Annotated in this window: 14 protein-coding genes; 3 read left to right on the top strand and 11 right to left on the bottom strand. The window is 69.6% G+C overall.

Annotation, left to right across the window (positions count from 1 at the left end):
- Positions 1-2: 2 nt before the first annotated feature.
- A complete protein-coding gene (locus tag OG689_RS41345) occupies positions 3-1,007 on the bottom strand; it encodes a CBASS oligonucleotide cyclase (RefSeq protein WP_266328272.1) in 1,005 nt (334 codons plus the stop codon).
- 1,213 nt (positions 1,008-2,220) lie between these two features.
- Positions 2,221-2,487 (bottom strand): hypothetical protein, encoded by a 267-nt coding sequence (locus OG689_RS41340; RefSeq protein ID WP_266328270.1) that lies wholly within the window; start codon positions 2,485-2,487, stop codon positions 2,221-2,223.
- Between the two features lie 159 nt (positions 2,488-2,646).
- Here OG689_RS41340 and OG689_RS41335 point away from each other — a divergent pair, with 159 nt between their 5' ends.
- Together OG689_RS41335 and OG689_RS41330 are read left to right on the top strand one after the other, a co-directional pair.
- The gene (locus tag OG689_RS41335) at positions 2,647-2,916 is read left to right on the top strand and encodes a hypothetical protein (RefSeq protein WP_266328268.1); all 270 of its coding nucleotides are present in this window, start codon (positions 2,647-2,649) and stop codon (positions 2,914-2,916) included.
- 602 nt (positions 2,917-3,518) lie between these two features.
- Positions 3,519-3,926 (top strand): hypothetical protein, encoded by a 408-nt coding sequence (locus OG689_RS41330; RefSeq protein ID WP_266328266.1) that lies wholly within the window; start codon positions 3,519-3,521, stop codon positions 3,924-3,926.
- Positions 3,927-4,611: 685 nt separating this feature from the next.
- On the opposite strand, the gene OG689_RS41325 is transcribed toward OG689_RS41330, so the two are convergent.
- From OG689_RS41325 to OG689_RS41310, 4 genes are read right to left on the bottom strand one after another with little or no spacing between them, the layout of a single operon-like run.
- Positions 4,612-6,054: a DUF3962 domain-containing protein gene (locus tag OG689_RS41325; protein WP_266328264.1), complete on the bottom strand. Its 1,443-nt coding sequence runs from the start codon at positions 6,052-6,054 to the stop codon at positions 4,612-4,614.
- A 56-nt stretch (positions 6,055-6,110) separates the two neighbouring features.
- Entirely contained in the window at positions 6,111-9,449 is a 3,339-nt protein-coding gene (locus OG689_RS41320; protein ID WP_266328262.1) for a hypothetical protein, read from the bottom strand.
- Positions 9,439-10,698: a hypothetical protein gene (locus OG689_RS41315; RefSeq protein ID WP_266328260.1), complete on the bottom strand. Its 1,260-nt coding sequence runs from the start codon at positions 10,696-10,698 to the stop codon at positions 9,439-9,441. Before OG689_RS41315 ends, OG689_RS41320 begins: the two co-directional genes overlap by 11 nt.
- Positions 10,699-10,744: 46 nt before the next feature.
- Complete coding sequence (locus OG689_RS41310; protein ID WP_266328258.1) at positions 10,745-11,980, bottom strand: helix-turn-helix transcriptional regulator; 1,236 nt, start codon at positions 11,978-11,980, stop codon at positions 10,745-10,747.
- 1,031 nt (positions 11,981-13,011) lie between these two features.
- Here OG689_RS41310 and OG689_RS41305 point away from each other — a divergent pair.
- The gene (locus OG689_RS41305) at positions 13,012-13,176 is read left to right on the top strand and encodes a hypothetical protein (RefSeq protein WP_266328256.1); all 165 of its coding nucleotides are present in this window, start codon (positions 13,012-13,014) and stop codon (positions 13,174-13,176) included.
- A 63-nt stretch (positions 13,177-13,239) separates the two neighbouring features.
- Here OG689_RS41305 and OG689_RS41300 read toward each other — a convergent pair whose 3' ends face one another.
- The 5 genes from OG689_RS41300 to OG689_RS41280 form a co-directional block, all read right to left on the bottom strand.
- Entirely contained in the window at positions 13,240-13,482 is a 243-nt protein-coding gene (locus OG689_RS41300; protein ID WP_266328254.1) for a hypothetical protein, read from the bottom strand.
- A 209-nt stretch (positions 13,483-13,691) separates the two neighbouring features.
- Positions 13,692-14,411 carry a hypothetical protein gene (locus OG689_RS41295; protein WP_266328252.1) on the bottom strand — a complete coding sequence of 240 codons (720 nt, stop codon included), beginning with the start codon at positions 14,409-14,411 and terminating at the stop codon, positions 13,692-13,694.
- Between the two features lie 362 nt (positions 14,412-14,773).
- The gene (locus OG689_RS41290) at positions 14,774-15,655 is read right to left on the bottom strand and encodes a carbon-nitrogen hydrolase family protein (protein ID WP_266328250.1); all 882 of its coding nucleotides are present in this window, start codon (positions 15,653-15,655) and stop codon (positions 14,774-14,776) included.
- A gap of 2 nt (positions 15,656-15,657) precedes the next feature.
- Positions 15,658-16,170, bottom strand: a complete 513-nt coding sequence (locus tag OG689_RS41285; protein WP_266328248.1) for an ATP-binding protein — start codon at positions 16,168-16,170, stop codon at positions 15,658-15,660.
- Between the two features lie 260 nt (positions 16,171-16,430).
- On the bottom strand, positions 16,431-17,279 hold the full coding sequence (locus OG689_RS41280) for a helix-turn-helix transcriptional regulator (RefSeq protein ID WP_266328246.1): 849 nt from the start codon (positions 17,277-17,279) through the stop codon (positions 16,431-16,433).
- Positions 17,280-17,305: the final 26 nt, after the last annotated feature.

Below are 17,305 nucleotides of genomic sequence, written 5' to 3'. Positions count from 1 at the left end.
GGTCAGGCCCCCGGGAAGGTCGGGCCGAACAATTCACGCCAGGCGTCGACCGCGTCGCCCTTGGTGGTCGCGTGAGCGGCCCACGAGACGCTGTCGAGCGTCGTCTTGGCGTGGTTCACCAGGCGCTGCCGGTCGGTCTCCTCGTAGATGCCGACGACGTTGTTCTCCGGGTTGACGGGGTCCCAGATCTGGATGGGACGCGTGGACGGAGCCACGTCGCCGGCCTGGTAGCAGTCGGTGAACACGATCGGGGTCTTCAGGCCGGTGCGGGTGATGTAGGCGAGTACCTGCTCGATCGCCCGCGGGTAGTCGTCGACCTGGAGCGCCTCTCCGTTCCAGCCGTTGTCCCACAGGTGGGCGACCAAGAGCTCGATCAGGAAGGATTTGCAGCGCAGCTCCGGATCGACGAACTTGCTCTCCCGGATCCACGCCTTCAGCAGCCGGATGAGCTCCCGGTAGCCTCCGCCGGCCTCGTCCCTGCGCTTCTTCATGAACTGCAGGTGCAGGGTGACGGAGGTGAGCACCTTGCGGCCGTCGCCGGTGACCAGGTAGCCCTTGTCGTCCGGTTCGCCGGTGTAGAGCACCGGTACCACGTCGATCTTCAGGCCGCTGCTGTGCATGGTGATGCCGACCGCGTGGTCCGAGCGCTTGAAGTCGTCCTCGTCCTTCGTCTTGCCGTAGACCTCGATGCAGCGATCCCGCAGCCACGTCAGGATCGTCGAGACGTCGACGTCGGTGTTGGCGACGCGCAGGTAGGCAGCGACGTCCGCGTCCGACCCCTCCTTCTTGCTGCGGCGGATCGCCGTGTGCTTGGCCGTACTTCCGGACGCCCGGAGCTTCACCAGGTCGAAGTCCGGGTGCTCCTTGATGTAGCCCTCAAGACGCTCCCGCAGGTGGTTGACCTGCCGGCGGCGCTCCTTCGCCTCCTCCCTCGGCACGTTCACCTTGTTCTGCGCGAAAGCCTTGAGGACGTCGTGATCGACGTACCGCTCACCTGCCATGTTCATCCACCCCTCACCAACTGGGCGGCCCAAACGGGTCGTAGGACAGGAATACCACCCACCACCGACAAACCCGACGCGAGTTGACAGCCACACACCTGTTCTACTAACGGAGCCGTCAGACAAAGCCGTCCGGCGCCACCACCCGGTCTCCGCCACCATGCCGCGCAACGAACTCCACCGGAATGAACGAACCGCCTTCGGGGTCTGCCGTTGCCCGCGAAGCTTGGGTCATGGTTCCCGGGATCTTCCGTCTGTCTCCGTTCGCTGGGGAGACCACCTGCTCACTGTTGCAGCGAGTCGCAGCCCGGTACGGCTTGGACGACACCTCTCTGCTCACGTACTGGCAGTGGCACGGCCACCGCCCCCGGCACGAGAGCGGTGCGCAGCGGGCGGATGCCGAGATGCTGCTGGACACGGCCGGGCGGCGAGCCCTGGCCGGGTTGTGCGGGGTGCCGGAGGAGGTGCTGGAGCGGGCACTGCCGGCGTGGGGCGTGGACGACGAGAAGCTGGCCGCGAGGGTGGGTGGGGACGGTCCGCGGGCGGTGTGGCGGGTGGCCGGCGCGGCGGTGGGGCCGGTGGCGTTCGGATGCCGGTCGTGCGCGGCGCGGCGGACCGGGGCTGCGGCACGGGTGGTGCGGTACGCGCCCCGCTGGGAGCGGGTGTGCGCGCGGCACGGCCGGTGGCTGCTGGACGCCGACGCCGACCACGGCCTGGAGTTTCTGGATGTGCGCGGCCTGCCGGAGATCGCCGAGGCGCAACGGCGATGGGCGGGGGTGGTCCGCCAGGCGCAGCGCGGCGGGGTGGAGGCGGCGGCGGTGTTCGCGGTGGCGCGGGCGGTGGTGTGCCAGTGGTGGGATCTCGCGTTGGGGTGGGAGCAGGAGCGGATCTGGCCGGCCCGGCTGCACCTCCTGGCCGGCGGGGATGCGGGGCCCGAGTTCTGGTGGTGGCGGGCGGTGGCGCGGGAGGCGGCGACGTTCCCCGAGGTCGTCGAGGTCGCCGGGGCCCTGGTGGACCCGGTGGTGGCCGAGTTGGTGTGGCAGGACAGCGGGGCCGGGCGGCCTCGGGCGCTGCCCGCGGACGGGGCGTTCTGCCGGCGGCTGGGCGAGCGGGTGGGGCGTGGGTGGCTGGGGCCGCTGGCCGCAGTGGACTTCGGCGGGCCGCTGATCGCGTGGATGGGAGCGGTGGTCCGTCGTCGTCGCGGCGTGGCGGCGCCCGGTCACCGGGACGGTCTGTGGTGGGTACGGCGCGAGCTCCAGCCGCCGAGCATAGCGGCGCAGCTGCGGGCGCTGATGAAGGAAGCGGGGCTGCCGGGTTCGGGGACGGTGTGGCGCTCGGCGGTTGAGCCGGAGCGGCGCGCGCTGATCGGCAACTTGCTGGACGACGCGCAGGAGCAGCTGATCCAGCTGCGCGGGGCGCAGCGGGGCAGCAGTGCGGAGGCGGCGGAGTGGCTGCTGCGGGGGCTGCAATACAAGGTGGAGTTCACCCCACTCCACAGGAAAACCTCCAGCCCGGGGGGCAGCCCGGGGTCGCCCGGACGCCAGCCACGGCCAAGACCTGGCGCCCTCACGCCTGCGAGGCCGGACGAGGCCGCGCGGCGGCGCAATCAGGGGTGGCCGTTGCTTCGGGGGGAAGGATGGTTGGTATGCAGATGCAGTGGGTGTACCAGCTGCGGGACCGCCCAGACGCCGAGGACGTCGAACTTGTGGCCGAGGAGGGGGGCCGGCCCCGGCAGACCCTGGCCCGCCAGCGCGAGGGCTCCGCCGGCCTGGTCGACGGCTACATCCTGCAGAGGATCGACGCGCAGCTGCACACCGCCGTCTACAGCTGGGTTCTGAGCAGCGCGCGCGGCCCGGTGTCGGACTACTTACTGGAATTCCTGACCGAGGACTGCCCCCAGCAGAGCCCCTGGTAAGCCGCTCCATCCACCCCCTGGACCCCCGCATCAGGACCGGACGCAGTTCGGGGCGCCGGCCCACTCACCATCCGCGCGGCCGCCACCAGGCGGACGCGAAGAAGTAGGTACAGCGCAGCGCCCCGCCCGGTACCGACCAGCCCCCACCCACCCGCTCACCCACGCGCTCACACGCCAGGCCCGGGGCTCCAGGAGGTCCGGCGCCCGGAGGGCGGGGTGCCGAGGGCCGCGCCCGCCCGCGCCGCGATAGGACTGCGCGGGCCGGTCCTGGAGGGCGCCTGGGGCGGCTGGGCGGGTCAGGTGCGCTGGGGCGCCAGCCGTCGGGCCGGGGACGGCGGTAGGCGGGACGCTGGGGGCGCCCTGCGGCCTGCTGGAGGGCCGCTTCGCGGGTGCGCGCTCCAGCCAGTCGGCGACCCGGCGCAGCGTGGCGTCGTCGAGCAGGACGGCGAGCTGCTCGACGGCCGGTTGGGCTGCACGCCCCAATCGGGCGGAGCTGGCGGGCCTAATTATCCCACTGCGGCCTTGATGGTCCCTCATCTGCTGAGAGTCTTTGGCCCTCGCCTCGGTGCCGTCGCACGAGGCCGCCACTTTGAGGAGACCCCTTGCATTCCCTGAAGCGAATTGCCGGCACTGCCGCTGCTGCCCTTGCCCTGGCCGCAGGAGGCATCGCCCTGGCCCCCGCCGCATCGGCGGCAACCCCGCAGTCATGCGGCACCCAGGACGGCGGAATTCTCTGTGGCAAGCGGACTACGGGCCTTGGGTACCTCAGTGTCCAGGGGAGCTTTCTGAATCAGAGCAGCAGCACCAAGCACATCGCTTTCACAGCCTTCTGCACCAACAGTTGGCAAAGCCTTGGCTGGCTTTCCGTTGGAAGCAAATCCGTTCTGCCCGGCCAGACGGCCAGCAGCACCTTGTACGCCCAGGTCCCTGCGGGTTTCACGAACTACACGTGCAGTGTCACCCTCCACGACACGGACACCGGCAGGACCTATAACACCGCGCGTTTCTGAAACCAGTGACGGCGGTCGCCCCGAGCGAGGTTGCCGCTCAAATAAATCATCTGGTGTCCCAACCTCCGCACTCGCATGACACATGCAGCTCACCCACGTCCACCGGAGCAGCATGACAACTGCCTGGTGGACAATGTCACCAGCTACACGCCAGTGACACCTGGCCGCCGCCCTATCGGGCGGCGGCCTTTCGGGATGCCATGCGCGGCAGGGCTCAGGCGGGCGGCCCGGTCGGCCCCGGGCCTCACGCGGCCGCCACCAGGCGGGCGCAGCGGAAGAGGGAAGGCGCAGCGCAGTGTTTCCCCTGCCGGCCGAGCGCCCGACCCATCCACCATCACGGCAGCGGGGGCGCAGGAGGGTAATTCTGAGTCAGGACAACGACATCGCTGTTCAGTGGCGACGCGGCGCCAATCGCTCTGTCCGCTGCCACCGAAGGCACCGGCTATAACGGGCGGCGCCAGACTTTCACCGGCCTTCGACGGCTCTCTTCAGTGGGGCCGCGACACCATCCTTCAGTGTCCTCGGACGCTGACCAGCATCAACCTGGCAACAGCCGCAGAAAATGGGCGACGCACCCGCGCTGCAACCCACACGTCGTTCATCACCTGCCCTCCGGACGCCAATGCAAAAGCAGCATACCGGGACAGCGGCGGCACCCATGCGAAATCTGCAAACCCGAGATCAGTCAGCGAATCCCGCCGTGGTGAGAACATGTGCCGCGGCCGGTGGAATGTGAGACCCATCCGTCCCGGCACATTGTGACTCCGGGCGGGTTGGTGGACCAAGGTATGACGCTGAGTGTGGGCAGCGGCACCTTGGTGTGCTGGGCCGGAGGATGGTCGAAGAACAGATGCTGAACGCCGGCGACATTGGCGAGGGTCAGGAACACGGCTTTGTCCCCGAGTGCACGCGTGGCGTACTCGTGCAGCAGCTCGTGGTGGTGCAGACCGGCGCCGCTGCCGACCTGGAAGGACCGCTGCTTGGGGACGAGGGGACGAATCGTGCCCGGCTTCTCGGTGACGCGACGGGGGCGGCCTCCGTCTTTTTTTGGAGCATCAAGTGCGGCGATCTCCGCCTGCACCCGCGTGTCCAAGTCCTGGAGCGCCGCCGCATCGGCGTCCAGTCGCGCCATGATCTCCAGTGCCAGCCGGTTCGTCCTGTTCAGCTTCCATCCGTCCAGGCCCACCAGCAGGACGGGTCCGGTCCCCCGGTCGACCATGACGGTCTTCGACCACACCAGGGTGTCGTTGATGCGCCGCATGTGCGCACCGAGGTTGATCACCGGCTCCGGTCGTCCGTGGTGGGTGCTCATCGCCACCGAGATCCGCGACAGCGCGTACTGGGCCTGGGACGGCGTGGGGTCCTGCGGGTATGTGTCCTCCAGGGCCTGCTTGGTCAGCGGGTGCGCAAGGGCCGCGAAGGTGGGCCCGATCGGGTGGTCCCAGGCGATCATGTCTCCGGAGTTGTCCGGCCGATAGGAGACTTCCGCCGTTTTTCCCGTCGGCCGCCACCCGCTGACGCGCATCACCGGGTTGCCGTCGTCGTCCTTCTTGGTCTTCGACTCCGCGTAGACGGGTTCGATCTCCCGGTCGTGGAAGGAGACGGCGGCCATCCGCTTCGCCACGTGCCACCTGACGGCCTGGTAGGCCCAGGAGGGCGGGTCGGCGAAAGCAGTGCCCTCGCCGGGCAGGATCGCCTCCGCCAGGTCCCTGGTGGCGCAGTCGGTGGCAGCCACGAGTGCGGCGAGTTCGGAGTCGACCCGCAGCAGGATCTCATCGAGCGGAATTCCGCGGACGACGCCCTCCAGGTAGGTGAACGCCCTCTGCAGTGCTTTCGGTTCGATGTCGTCGAGGGCGACCATGAACCGCAGGTTTTTGTCCAGGTGTACGTACCCGTCGGTGATCTGCTGGAGCACGTTGACGACGATCGAGTACGGCAGTAGGAACAGGTCCCTCTCGTCTCCTCTCGTCGCCTGCTTGCGTGCGGCCCGGGCCTGTGCCCCCAGTTCCTTCCACAGATGCTGAATGCTCTCGCTGAACTCCCAGACCTTCGCCGTCATACCGTCCAGCAGATCCTTCGTGCACAGGATCGTGGTCGTGGGGGCGGTCAGGTCGCGGCTTCGCGCCATGGATCGGGTACCTCGTCCTCTCGTCCCGGGCACCGGACAGAACCGGCGACCGGCGCCTACTTGTTCATGTCCGCGTACGCGAGGAACGCTTTGAGGGCCTCTCCGTACAGTTCCTGCATGACGGTGCGTTGTTCGGGGTTCCAGCTCTGCTCGATGCGTCGGATGATCGCCGCCATGCCGGCGCTGAACGAGGCGTCGTTCATGGACTCGTCGACGATGAACAGCCGCATGTCCGTCTCACCCCGCCGTCCTCGGCCGGCGAGCTGGATCAGCTGCACGATCATCGTCGCGACCAGTTCCTCTTGCAGGTCGGTGGTGATGTTCGAGAAGTTCGCGGGGGAACGGAGGATCATCATCAGCCGCGCCCAGGCAGCCTCCTGTGCGGCGCGCAGTGCGGCCACCGGATTGTCGCTGCCGCCTGGGGGAAGGGCGTTCATGCCTGCGGCGTTGACGGAGGCGTGCAGCCAGTCGGTGGCCTCGATACTCAGGTAGGGGCGTGTGCACAGGTAGACGTCGTGGATGGCCGAGCGCACGCCCACGACGATGTTCAGGCCCCGGTAGATCAGCGGCAGGGGCGCGACCAGAACCTCGCCGAGGTCGGGGAAGCGGTGGAGTTCCTCGCGGGTGAGCCGTGTGACGTGTGCGGGGATGTTCTTCTCCCAGTCCTGTGGCTGGTCGTGGCTCTTGACCAGGACACAGACGCGGTGGGAGAGGCCTTCGGCCATCGCCACGCCGGAGGCCAGGTGCGCTGCCTGCTCGTAGGAGTTGGGTACGAGCAGGGCCCGGGCCTGCTGGGGCTTGGTCTTATGGAGTTTCTGCAGGCGGCGCTGGATCTTCTGCTGATACAGGGCCTGGCCGAGTTCCCGCAGGACGGCAGGCTTGCGTTCGGCGTAGATGCCTCCGACGCGGATCGCTTCCCTGCCGTCCCTGCCGTCGCGGTGGACCGGATCGGCGAGCACGGTGACCGACCGCGGGCGCACATCGGGGATCCACCACCGCACCGGGGCGTGGATGTGCTCGCTGACGGCTTGGGGGAAGTAGCTGGTGGCGGACAGGCCCAGGACGGGCCTCTCCACTCCGGCCGACAGCAGGGCGGTCAGTCCGCCCAGCTCCGAGACGAATGTGTGGGGATCGCCCCCGATGAACCGGGTCAGCAGTTCCGCATTGGTCTCTGCCCGGTCCATACCCTTGAGTTGGAAGCCGTTGATCGGGGCGCCGAGCATTGCCGTGGGGTAGAGGCCTGCGACGGCGGACGACTCGACGGCGTCGAGGATCTTGCGTACCGAGGCGAGGTCGAGGTGCCGGGCGGACTGTGCCTGGTAGCGCAGTTCTCCCAGTGCCAGCTCGAGGTCGAGCAGGACGGCGCGGCAGATCAGCAGGTTGATCAGGGCGGCGCGTTGCTGGCCTTCGGGGAGCGTTTTCGCCAGGAGGTCGTGGAGACTGGTCTTGGCCTCGGCGAAGTAGGTGTCACCGCGGGGGGCCACGATCGCCTTGAGTGTCTCCCGGACGCCTGCCCAGTCGGTCGCCCCGTCGGGGGCCTCCGGTTCGCCCGTGAAGATGTCCTGCTGCCAGCGGTCGGGCATCAAAGTGTTGAGGAATGCGAGTGGGCCCGGTGCGAGGGGGGAGCCCTTGGCACCCTGACCGGGGAAGAGCAGGGCGATGATGTCCCGGTCTCTGGACTTGGCCATCCGCCAGCCGGCGTTGTCGCGGCTGGCTCCCTTCGAGCCGTCGTCGACCGTGCCGGGGTTGAGGCGGATGCCGTTCTTCGAGATCGACCACAGTAGCGTTGAAGTTGCCATGTGGTCGGTGTGGTGGAGGGAGTTGAGGATCTGCGAGGCGTTGAAGGTCGGCAGGCGGCGGAAGTCCTTGCTGATGTTCCACAGGTCCGAGTCGATGCGGCGCGAGGCGAGGGTGGTCTCCGTCACGCACGAGGCGATGACGGTGGACAAGAACGCGTCGATCTCGTCGACGACGACCGCGTCGCAGCCGCGCAGGATCGTCTCCATCACCGTCAGACCCGCTGTCCCCCGCGGCCGGCCGCGGACTTCCTGGCCGTCGAGGACCATGCCGATGCGCGTCGTGCCGGCCATCAGGTTGGCGTGGCTGGTGACGATGACCGTCGCGTCCTGGGCGTCGTAGAACTGGGCGAACTTTCCGCAGACGGGGACGAAGGGGCAGGCGTGGAGAGCGTTGCCCCCCTCGCCCGCAGCACTCAGAGTGAGGCAGTTCTCCTCGCCGTGGGGGTAGAGATCGTGGGGTTCCATGAGGGGGCGCTGGCCGCACCCGTACGCGAGCAGGCCGATGTCGCTCTTGCGACGCGGCTCCCACGCGGTGATCTGCAGATCCGCGTTCAGCGCGGCCCGGGTCAGAGCGCGGCGCTGCATGCCTCGGGGTGAGAACAGCGCGGCCACGGTACGGGGCACGTCGAGGTGCTCGTACTGATCCAGCCAGTCGAGGTCCCGGTGCTGGTGAATCCAGGCGAGATCGTTGGCGATGGTCCAGCGCATCTCGAGGGTCGACTCGACGTCGGGGACGATCAGGGCGATCCGGCATCCGTGGAGGGCCGCCCACGAGGCCAGGACACGGGTCAGGACGGTCTTGCCGCTGGCCGTCGGCGCGTTGAGGAGGTTCACCAGGCCTGAGAGCAGCACGAACTCATCCAGGCTGTCGTCGGTGGACTTCAGCTGCTGGAAGAACCTGCGCAGAGTGCTGTGCAGGTAGGGGGCATCGGGAGTCCGGGTGTCAAGAAAGTCGGCAATGCGCAGCAGCTCGTCGACAGCTGGTGCGATCTGTTCCCGGTAGGGGCGGGTGTCCAGGGTGGGCAATGCTTCGTGTCCGGGGGCCTCCCTGAACGACCCGGTGGGCTGGAAGGTGATCTGGCGGTTGGTGACTCCGTTCTTCTCGCCCAGGTCGGCGGTGCGTGTCCTCCAGGTGCCCGGCCCGGCGAACGGGTGGGCTCGGCGCCGGCGGCCCCAGGTGAAGAACCGGTCGGTCAGGTTGTGCGCGAGTCCGAGGTAGTCCCCTCCGGCGCGGACGTACGCGGCATCGGCTTTGAACGGGTCGTCACCGGCGAGGACGATCGTGCCTGCGGACTGGTCGTCGGGGTCGTCGTCCAGGGCGAAGGATCCGACCAGTTCCAGGACGGCGTTCTTGATTTTGTGTTCGCTGGTCCACTCGGGCGGTGCCAGGGCCATGACCTGCCTGATCAGGCCGCGTTCGGCATGGGTGAGAGCCGCCCACCGGGACCAGGCCCGGGGTTTGCGGTGGGCGAAGAACGTCGCCTCGTGGAAGGCCGCCACTGTCTTGCCGGCGGAGTCGGTGCGGGGGAAGTAGTGGGTGGTCAGGGCGAGCAAAGCGATCAGAGCCGCCTCATCGGAACGCCGTTCATCGGCCATCGCGCCCTCCCTTCTTGAGGGTCTGCACGACCGTCTCCAAGTAGTTGGTGGCAGTGATGGCCTGCAAGCCGTAGGAGCGGCCGACGGCATTGAGGTGGTCGACCTGCTCGTCGCGGTGGTCGGGGACGATGAGCCACTTCGCTCCGCCGCTGTCGCCGGCGTCTCTGTGGATCTTGGCGATCAGGTGGTTCGTCCAGGTGTAGTCCTTGAAGTCCGCGCTGAACAGGATCTGGTGGTCGTGGTCCATCACGGCGTGGTCGAAGGTGTCACCGAAAGGCCACAGCACCGGGGTGTATCCGGTCTGTACCAGTTCTTCCTCGAGGGCGCGGTGGATCCTCAGCTCGGGCAGTCCGGAGACGGTGGTGTAGCGCCACACCGCCCGGTGCAGCGCGAGGTGGTCCGCGGCCCTCATCGGCTGCGGGACGTGGGGAAGCGTCCCGGTCCACAACCGGGCATGGCGGGCCGATGGCTGCCGGCACTCGAACGCCGGATGCAAGGTGGGCGGCTCTCCGCTTCCGGTGGGGGTGAACACGTACATCGAGCCGGTATCGGTGTGCCAGGGGTAGAGGCACTGTGCGGTTCCGCTGGCGCGCTTGCCGCTGCCGGTGATGGTGATCCGCATCGGCCACTGGCACGCAGTGCAGGGGAAGAACCAGCCGCAGTGCTGGGCGTACTGCTCAACGGGCCGGTAGAACCGGTTGGTCTGGAGCGGCAGGAGGAGCTCGGCGAGTTCGCCGGCAGGCACAACGGGCCTGGTGATCAGCGTGGTGCGGTGGCGCTGGTAGAACTCGCCCTTGATGGAGCGGAAAACGGACTCCTGGCTGTACTCGGCGTCCAGGTCGTGCGCGGTGACGCCTCGGGCCTGCTTGCCGAGCCTCTTGGCGTTGCGGCGGACGAGTTCTGCCTCCTGCCGGAAGTCGAAGCCCCCGGCGGTGGGAACGCTGTCGAAGTCCAGCAACCTGACACCGCAGAGGTCCGCGGCGTCGAGCCAGGGGGGAATCAGCCCTTCGAGCTGTCCTGCCTGGTCACCGCTGAGGCGCTCCAGCAGATCGTCGAGCGTCACCCGGTGCCCGGGGCCGAAGGCGGCCATCAGAGTGCTGAGGGCCCTCGTGATCCGCTCGATGCGCTCGGCCGGCTTCACGCCTGCACGGGTGGAGGCATCCGAGCACACCTCGAATGCCTTGACCACCTCCAGCAGGAGGGCACCATTGTCCTGCGGCCCGGGCGGGGCGCCTGGAGTGTCGTCCACGGTAGGGAGTGTAGAGGCCGGACCGTGATGACCTTGCTACTTTCGGCTACAGGAGTCCTTTCAGGTGCTCTTCGACCCCTTCAGTATTGACACTCGGGTACAACTTCCGGTAATAGGCAAGGTGGTTGGCTGCATGGTCGAGACCCGAACGGGTCGGGTACCAGTAATGCGGACCCCCGCTGGCCCCGGGAGGCTGCCGGTGCTCGATGAAACCCCGTGCAGGCACGCCCTTGCGCACGGAACGGCCGACCGCGAGATAGCCCGTGCCGCGCCCCGGGACATCCCCGTCGGAGAGCGGGGCGCAGCGGATGATGCGGACCAGGGTGCGCCACAGCCACTCGGACAGCATCTGCGGCGGCAGTGTCCGGCTTTCCACGCCGAGGCCGGCCCGGGCGGCGGACCGGCCGGCCCGGGTCAACTCCACGCGGGTCCGTTTCACCTCTCCGAGCGGTGCGATGCGGACAGTGTCATGGTGACAGAGCACCAGTCCGCGGCGCTCCAAAGCGCTCAGGGAGGATCCGGCCCCTGGATCGTGGACCCCCGCCGCGCGCAGCCGCTCTTGCGCAGGAGTGCGGCCGACCAAGGACGCGGGGGCGTGCAGACAGAACACGAACTTGCGCCACTGGGCCGCAGGAACACGGGGAGAGCCGTCGAGGCATCGCTGCACCTGCTGCTCGTGTTCCTGCTCCTGGTCCTGGTCCTGGTGGAACAGTTCGAGCAGATAGAGCCGCTGACGGTCGTTCAGCTCCTCCCAGGCTTGCCGCGCGATCGGTGACCTGGTGCACCGATGCACCGTGGCGAGGTCGGGGAGTGCGGTGGTCGTGTTGGTGCGGCGCCACGCGTCGGCGAGCAGCCGGTGCGAAACCCCATACAGGGCGGCGAGCGCCTTGGCGATCGTCCCGCAGTCCTGCGCTGAGGTGCACCACGTGTCCTGGACGCGCTCGCCCCGCTCCAGGACAAGGATCCTATCGGCCGTGATCCCCATGGGAGCGGTTGCGCGGCGCTCGCCCAGATGAGTGGCTACTTGAACGGCACTGAGCCCCACCTGGCGCCGAAGGTCCCGCAGATTCTCCTCGCCGCGCCGGTGCAGCCCGAGAGCCTGGGCGTCGCAGCCCAGCGCGTTCAGCACCCGGCCGAAGTGACGATCGCCGATCTGTCGCTGTCCCGCCTCCCAGTAGCGCACCGTGCGGGCGGTGACACCGACCTGCTCGGCGAATTCCTCGATGCTGAGCCCGGCGTACTCGCGTCGGTACTTCAGGCGGGCGTGTGCATCGGATGCCATGCGATACAGGAAAACCCGGGTGCCTGCCCACCGCAACCCTCTCCGCGAAGGCGCGCCGATAGTAGCGGGGGAAGACGTCGACGCAGCTTCCCCGTAGACCTGGACACCTGGAGACCCGGACGTGAGGTTCCAGAGGAAGTAGAGCCAGGTACCGCTCCGAGCCTCCTCGTACTACAGCGGCAGAACTTGCTGATGTGATCGGTTCGGATCGCCTGGGCGCAGGTGCACGGGGAGGGGGTCTCCGCGTCGCTGGTAGTGGCTGATGGCGGCTGCGGTCTGGTGTTCGGTTCGCCAGTGGTGCTGACGCAGGAGCTCGGTGTCGTCGTGGCGAACGGCGAGGCCGGCGGAGGGCCTGGAGGCAGGCGAGTGCGGAGCGGGTCAGTCGGACCATCGGATCGGACCGACGCGGTGGGCTGCCGGTCGCGGGTGAGGACTCTTCGGTGGGCGGGGCGTCTGCGGCCTCCGGGTCCGAGGCCGTTTCCCCGCAGGAAAGTTCGGGGCCGGCAAGGTGGCGGGCACGCTGGACGGCCAGGCCGTCTGACGGTCGCCGGAAGTCTCCTCACGTTCCTCCTCAACCAGGAGAACACCGAGCCCGCCCCCGCACTCCCCGGCTGCCGAAACCTCTGCGCGTTCGGCTCCAGCCCCAGCCCTGCCCCCAGCATCGACTGCACGCGGCACGACACCATCTGCATTCACGTCACCACCAGCCCCTGAAAACCGGCCCCGTGCCCTCTCGGCACATCAAACCCGGGACGGATACCCGGGCGGGACGATGAAGTGCGAACAGGAGACCACTAACCGTCACGGCGTAGCGGCCCACCCGAACTGCACCACGCTCGCCGAAAGTGCGCAGCGAGTACGGTCGTCGGCCAACGCCCTGGTGGGAAGCCTGCGATCGGGCCGGATGAACTGCACCACGCACAAGCGATCTGCGTACTCGGGCCGCCCTGCACCCGCCAGAACTGCGAAACCCCCAGCTCGCCCCTGCCTTGCTGCTCAGAATCGGCGGGCGGCTACAGGAGGTGAAGAAGATGACGGGAAGACAGCAGAAGGCGGTCGTCGTGCTCGGCGCGGCCCTGGTCGGCAGCTACGTGCTCGGCAACGTGGTCAAGGGCCAGGCCCGCGTGCTCGGCCTGAGCGCGGCCCAGCTGGCGCTGGCGACGGCGGGCGTCGCGTTCGTCATGCGCAAGGTCTGACACGGCCCCGCACGATTCGGCCCGGTCACCATCACGGTGGCCGGGCCGGACCGCTTCCCGGCCCTACTCGGCGCCGGCCTCCGGGGGAACCGGGCAGGCACCGCGGCAGCACAGGACAGCCGGCTGCTCCCGGTCCTCGCGGCGGCGCAGCTTGCGCACGGCGCCGACGGTGTTCGCGACGACGGCCGGGACGCCGAAGACGGAGGCGATGTTGCTGGCGGCGTTGGCGAGCTGGTCGGCCTGCGGGCCGGCCGGGTCGGTATCGGCCTCGACAAGGAACTGCAGAACGGACTGAACGGGCGTCATGACGCCCTCCTTCGAATGAGGTGTGTTCCTTCACCCCTTCGAGGTGCGCAGAGTCCACCAGGCAGGACCCGCGCGCGGAACGTGTATGGCCGGGGGCGTCCTCCCACGGTGGGGCACGCATTTTGCGAAGTGATATTCGCGCGGCATGCCACGGCCCCGGCGCCGCCGTGGCGGCGGGACCGTGGCCGGCCAGACAAAGGTCCGCGCTGCTACGCGCCTGCCATCGCCTCCAGGACGGCGCGCTGCTGCTCGGGGAGCACCAGGCCCGCCTCTCGGACGGTGTGCAGCGTCTCCCCGCTCACGCAGAACTGGCACAGGCCGGCGATCGGCATCCCGGCGCCGATGAACATGCCGCTGAACTGCGTGCTGTCGTAGACGGGGCGCAGGCATCCGGGACACACCAGGGCTTCCTCCTGCTCCCAGCGCTCGGGCGGCAGGGTCGTGTCCAGGTCCGCGATGATCCCCTCCATCGCCGTGCCGGCCTCGGCCCACAGCGCCAGCGGCCGGTCGGCGCGGCACAGGATCTCGGGGGCAGCCTCGGGATCGGGTCCGAATCGGGCATTGACGAGAGAACCGATACCGGGCTGGTGAGGGGCGGGAAAGAACGCGTAGTAGCGGTCGCCCGCACCGAGCTGGTACGCGGTGCCGGCGCGGAACGCTGCGGCCAGCTCACGCAGGCTCTGGCCGCCGTCGTTGTTGCGCAGGCGCAGCTGCCACGCCGCGGAACGGTCACCCGACTCGGCCGGGGACGCGGTGAGCAGCAGCCCGTTCCCGGCGGCGCGGACGTCGAGGTGCATCAGCCCAGCCACAGCATGCACGGCGCTGCCGAACCACTCGGTCGGCTGCTGCGCCCCAGCACGCTTCCGGCTCTCCCTGCTCGCCCTCCCCTTGTCGGCCTTACCGCTCTTGCGGGGCTTGGAGCCTGCCATGGTGTCCTCGATTCACTCGTGGTGGCGGCCGCTCCGTCGGGGCCCGCCAAGTCCACCCGAACAACGCCCCCCGGCACCCTGGGACACGGCACGGGGCGGCCGGGCTGTGTACAGGCCCGGCCGCCCCGAAGCGGCGGCGCTGCCCGGGCCCGGCACCGTGGGGGTGTACGTGCCGGACGGTGCGCAGCAGGCACAGCCACACGCCCTGGTCGGGGCGCTCCCCGTGGTCAACGAGGGGAACGCGGAACGGTTGCGCGACCGCTCGCAGGCAGGGTGGTTGGTCTCGTATCGAACTCCCGGTCTGCGTCACGTCGAGCCCCCTCAACCTGCCAGCTGGTAGGCCAGGGTCAGGTCCGTCGGCGTCAGAATGCCGTTCGGGTCCGACTTCTCGGGTCACAGGGCGCTGTGTGCCCGTCGTAGAGGCCGGCTGACGCGAGGCGGCGCCACGGCCGGGCGAGACGCACGGCGACATCGATGTCGGGACTGGTGGCTTCGCCGATGTCGGCGATGGCAAGAGCGGGCCGGTCGTCGCCCGGGCAGCGGGCGAGCCAGCGCCCGCCGGGGGCGATGATCCCCGAAGGTGCGGTGGCGCCGTACTGCGCGGGGACGGCATAGCCGAGCCAGTAGTTGTAGAGGGTGCCGTAGGCCTGGGCGACGCCGGCGCGGGCCGCGTCGTCGACCATGACGGACAGCAGGACGCAGTCGACGTCCAGGCGCTCGTACTCGGCGAAGAGGGCGGGGAAGTTGGCCTCGATGCACAGGGCGGCGCCGAAGCGGATGCCGTCGACGTCGAAGGTCAGCGGGTCGGTGCCCGGGGTGTAGAGGTAGGACAGCTCGGTGTTCGACAGCATCCGCTTGTCGTACCGGGCGACCAGGCGGCCCTGGTCGGAGACGACGTAGAGGCTGTTGTGGGGCCGGTTCGGTGCGGTGAGCGGGTGGAGGGAGCCGAACACCGTCCACAGGCCGAGCTCACCCGCCAGGGCGGCGACGACGACCGCTTCCTCCCGCAGGACACCCCACTCGGCGCGGCTCCAGTCAGCCGGCCTCATCGACCCGTCCGGCCGCTGGGCGACCACGTGCTTGCCCGGGTAGACGATCGCGCCCTCGGGGAACTGCACCAACCGCGCCCCCGCCGCGGCGGCCTCCCGCATCAGCGCCCGGATCTCCCGGCCCGCCGCGCGCAACTGGTCGACGTCCGCCGGGTCCTCCGGCACCGTGCTCTGGGCCACAGCCAACCGCAACATGCTCACCACCGATCAACGAGGGGCCGGCCGGGCGGGTGCGGCTCGCCCGGGGAGGGGAAGTCCCGCCGGGCCGGCGCTGTCTCTTCCTGCTGCCCTCGGCGGGTGCGCAGGTCTGCGTGGACGGTCTTGCCGAACGGCTCCGGGGTGGCGCCCCACTGTCCGGCGGTGAGGTGGTGGACCAGGGCCATGCCGCGGCCCGACTCGGCGGCGGGGCCCGCGTCGATGAGGCAGGGCAGGACGCGGGAGCTGTCGCGGACGCTGATCCGCACGCAACCGGCGGTGATCCGCTCGACGGTGACGGCCATCCTCAGCTGGCATCCGGTCTTCGCGGCGTTGCCCACGAGCTCGCTGACGATGAGTTCGCCGGCCTCGACCAGGTCCTCCAGCTCCCACCCGTGCAGCGCGGTGCGCACCAGGCGGCGGGCGGCCGCGGCGGACTGCGGCTCGTAGGGCAGCAGCTCCCGCACCACGTCGGCGACCGGGGGCCGGGCCGGGATCTCGACGGCCGCCGTCACCGGGCACCCGCCGCCCGCCGGCTCCGGCGCGGCCTGGGCGCGGCTGCGGCCGGTGGGCGGGTTATGGGGTGCGCGGCCACGGCGGTACTCCGCTCTCTCGTCGGCGGGTGACGGCTGCGCGGACCCGACGGGGGGCGGGCCCGCGCAGCGGCCCCAACTCGCCCGGCGGGCCCGGGTGCCCGGAGCCTCCAGGGGCGACAGAGCAACGGTAGGGAGTGCACGGCCGGGCTCTCCACGAGATTGCGGCATCTTGCGCGAAGTCACCCGAGAGTGGTGATCGCGGCGGTGATCAGCTGACGTGCTCCCGCCCCGTGGACGGCCATGGACGCCAGGTCGGTGAAGGTGCGCACGTAGTCGGCGATCTCGCGCGGCTGGGTGATCCGCAGGTAGCCGGACGTCAGCTCGACGGCCACCTCGTCCTCGTCGAACAGGTAGAAGTCCTCGACCGGCAGGTGCGGCCGGGCGTGCCCGGTCGGGATGACGCCGACGCTGACGAAGGGGCTGGCCGAGACGGCGAGCAGGTGGCCGAGCTGGGCCGCCATCGTCTCCGGGTCGCACACCGCGGCGCGCAGCACCCACTCCTCGATCAGCAGGCCGAAGCGGTGCCGGCCGGAGAACAGCATCCGCTGACGCTCCAGCCGGGCCTCCACCGCGTCGGCGACGTCGTCGACCTCGACGCGGGCGCGCTGGATCGAGCGGAGAACGGCGGTGGTGTACTCCGGGGTCTGCACCATGCCGGGCAGGACGCGGCTGGCGTAGACACGGAAGTGGCCCGTGCGGCGGTAGAGGGCGGCCACGGACTCCTGGGCGGCGCGCAGCCCGGTGCGCTCCATGCGGCGCCACTCGGTGTACATGGAGTCGACCGCGCGGGCGGCGGCGATGAGATCGGGGACCTGGCCGCCGGCGCCGCAGGCGGTGCACCAGGCGCGCAGGTCGTCCTCGGAGGGAGCGGACTTGCCGCTCTGGATGCGGGAGGTCTTCGCCGGGTGCCAGCCGCAACGGGCGGACAGCTCGTCGCCGGTCAAGCCCGCGTCCTTGCGCAGGCCGACCAGGCGGCTCGCGAGGGCCTTGCGCGCCTCGATGACGCTGGACGACGGGGACGACGACATGGTGCTGACTGCCCGGCGGGTGCTGG

Source organism: Kitasatospora sp. NBC_00240 (assembly GCF_026342405.1).
GTDB lineage: Bacteria > Actinomycetota > Actinomycetes > Streptomycetales > Streptomycetaceae > Kitasatospora.
Note: the sequence above shows the minus strand (reverse complement) of the source record. Positions and strands in the feature narration are given on the sequence as shown.

What these genes read in the sequence shown, in the direction of transcription:
- OG689_RS41305 (WP_266328256.1), top strand. Translation starts at nt 13,012, where the DNA reads ATGACGGGAAGACAGCAGAAGGCGGTCGTCGTGCTCGGCGCGGCCCTG.
- OG689_RS41325 (WP_266328264.1), bottom strand. Translation starts at nt 6,054, where the DNA reads ATGGCGCGAAGCCGCGACCTGACCGCCCCCACGACCACGATCCTGTGC.
- OG689_RS41300 (WP_266328254.1), bottom strand. Translation starts at nt 13,482, where the DNA reads ATGACGCCCGTTCAGTCCGTTCTGCAGTTCCTTGTCGAGGCCGATACC.
- OG689_RS41310 (WP_266328258.1), bottom strand. Translation starts at nt 11,980, where the DNA reads ATGGCATCCGATGCACACGCCCGCCTGAAGTACCGACGCGAGTACGCC.
- OG689_RS41320 (WP_266328262.1), bottom strand. Translation starts at nt 9,449, where the DNA reads ATGGCCGATGAACGGCGTTCCGATGAGGCGGCTCTGATCGCTTTGCTC.
- OG689_RS41280 (WP_266328246.1), bottom strand. Translation starts at nt 17,279, where the DNA reads ATGTCGTCGTCCCCGTCGTCCAGCGTCATCGAGGCGCGCAAGGCCCTC.
- OG689_RS41335 (WP_266328268.1), top strand. Translation starts at nt 2,647, where the DNA reads ATGCAGATGCAGTGGGTGTACCAGCTGCGGGACCGCCCAGACGCCGAG.
- OG689_RS41295 (WP_266328252.1), bottom strand. Translation starts at nt 14,411, where the DNA reads ATGGCAGGCTCCAAGCCCCGCAAGAGCGGTAAGGCCGACAAGGGGAGG.
- OG689_RS41345 (WP_266328272.1), bottom strand. Translation starts at nt 1,007, where the DNA reads ATGAACATGGCAGGTGAGCGGTACGTCGATCACGACGTCCTCAAGGCT.
- OG689_RS41290 (WP_266328250.1), bottom strand. Translation starts at nt 15,655, where the DNA reads ATGTTGCGGTTGGCTGTGGCCCAGAGCACGGTGCCGGAGGACCCGGCG.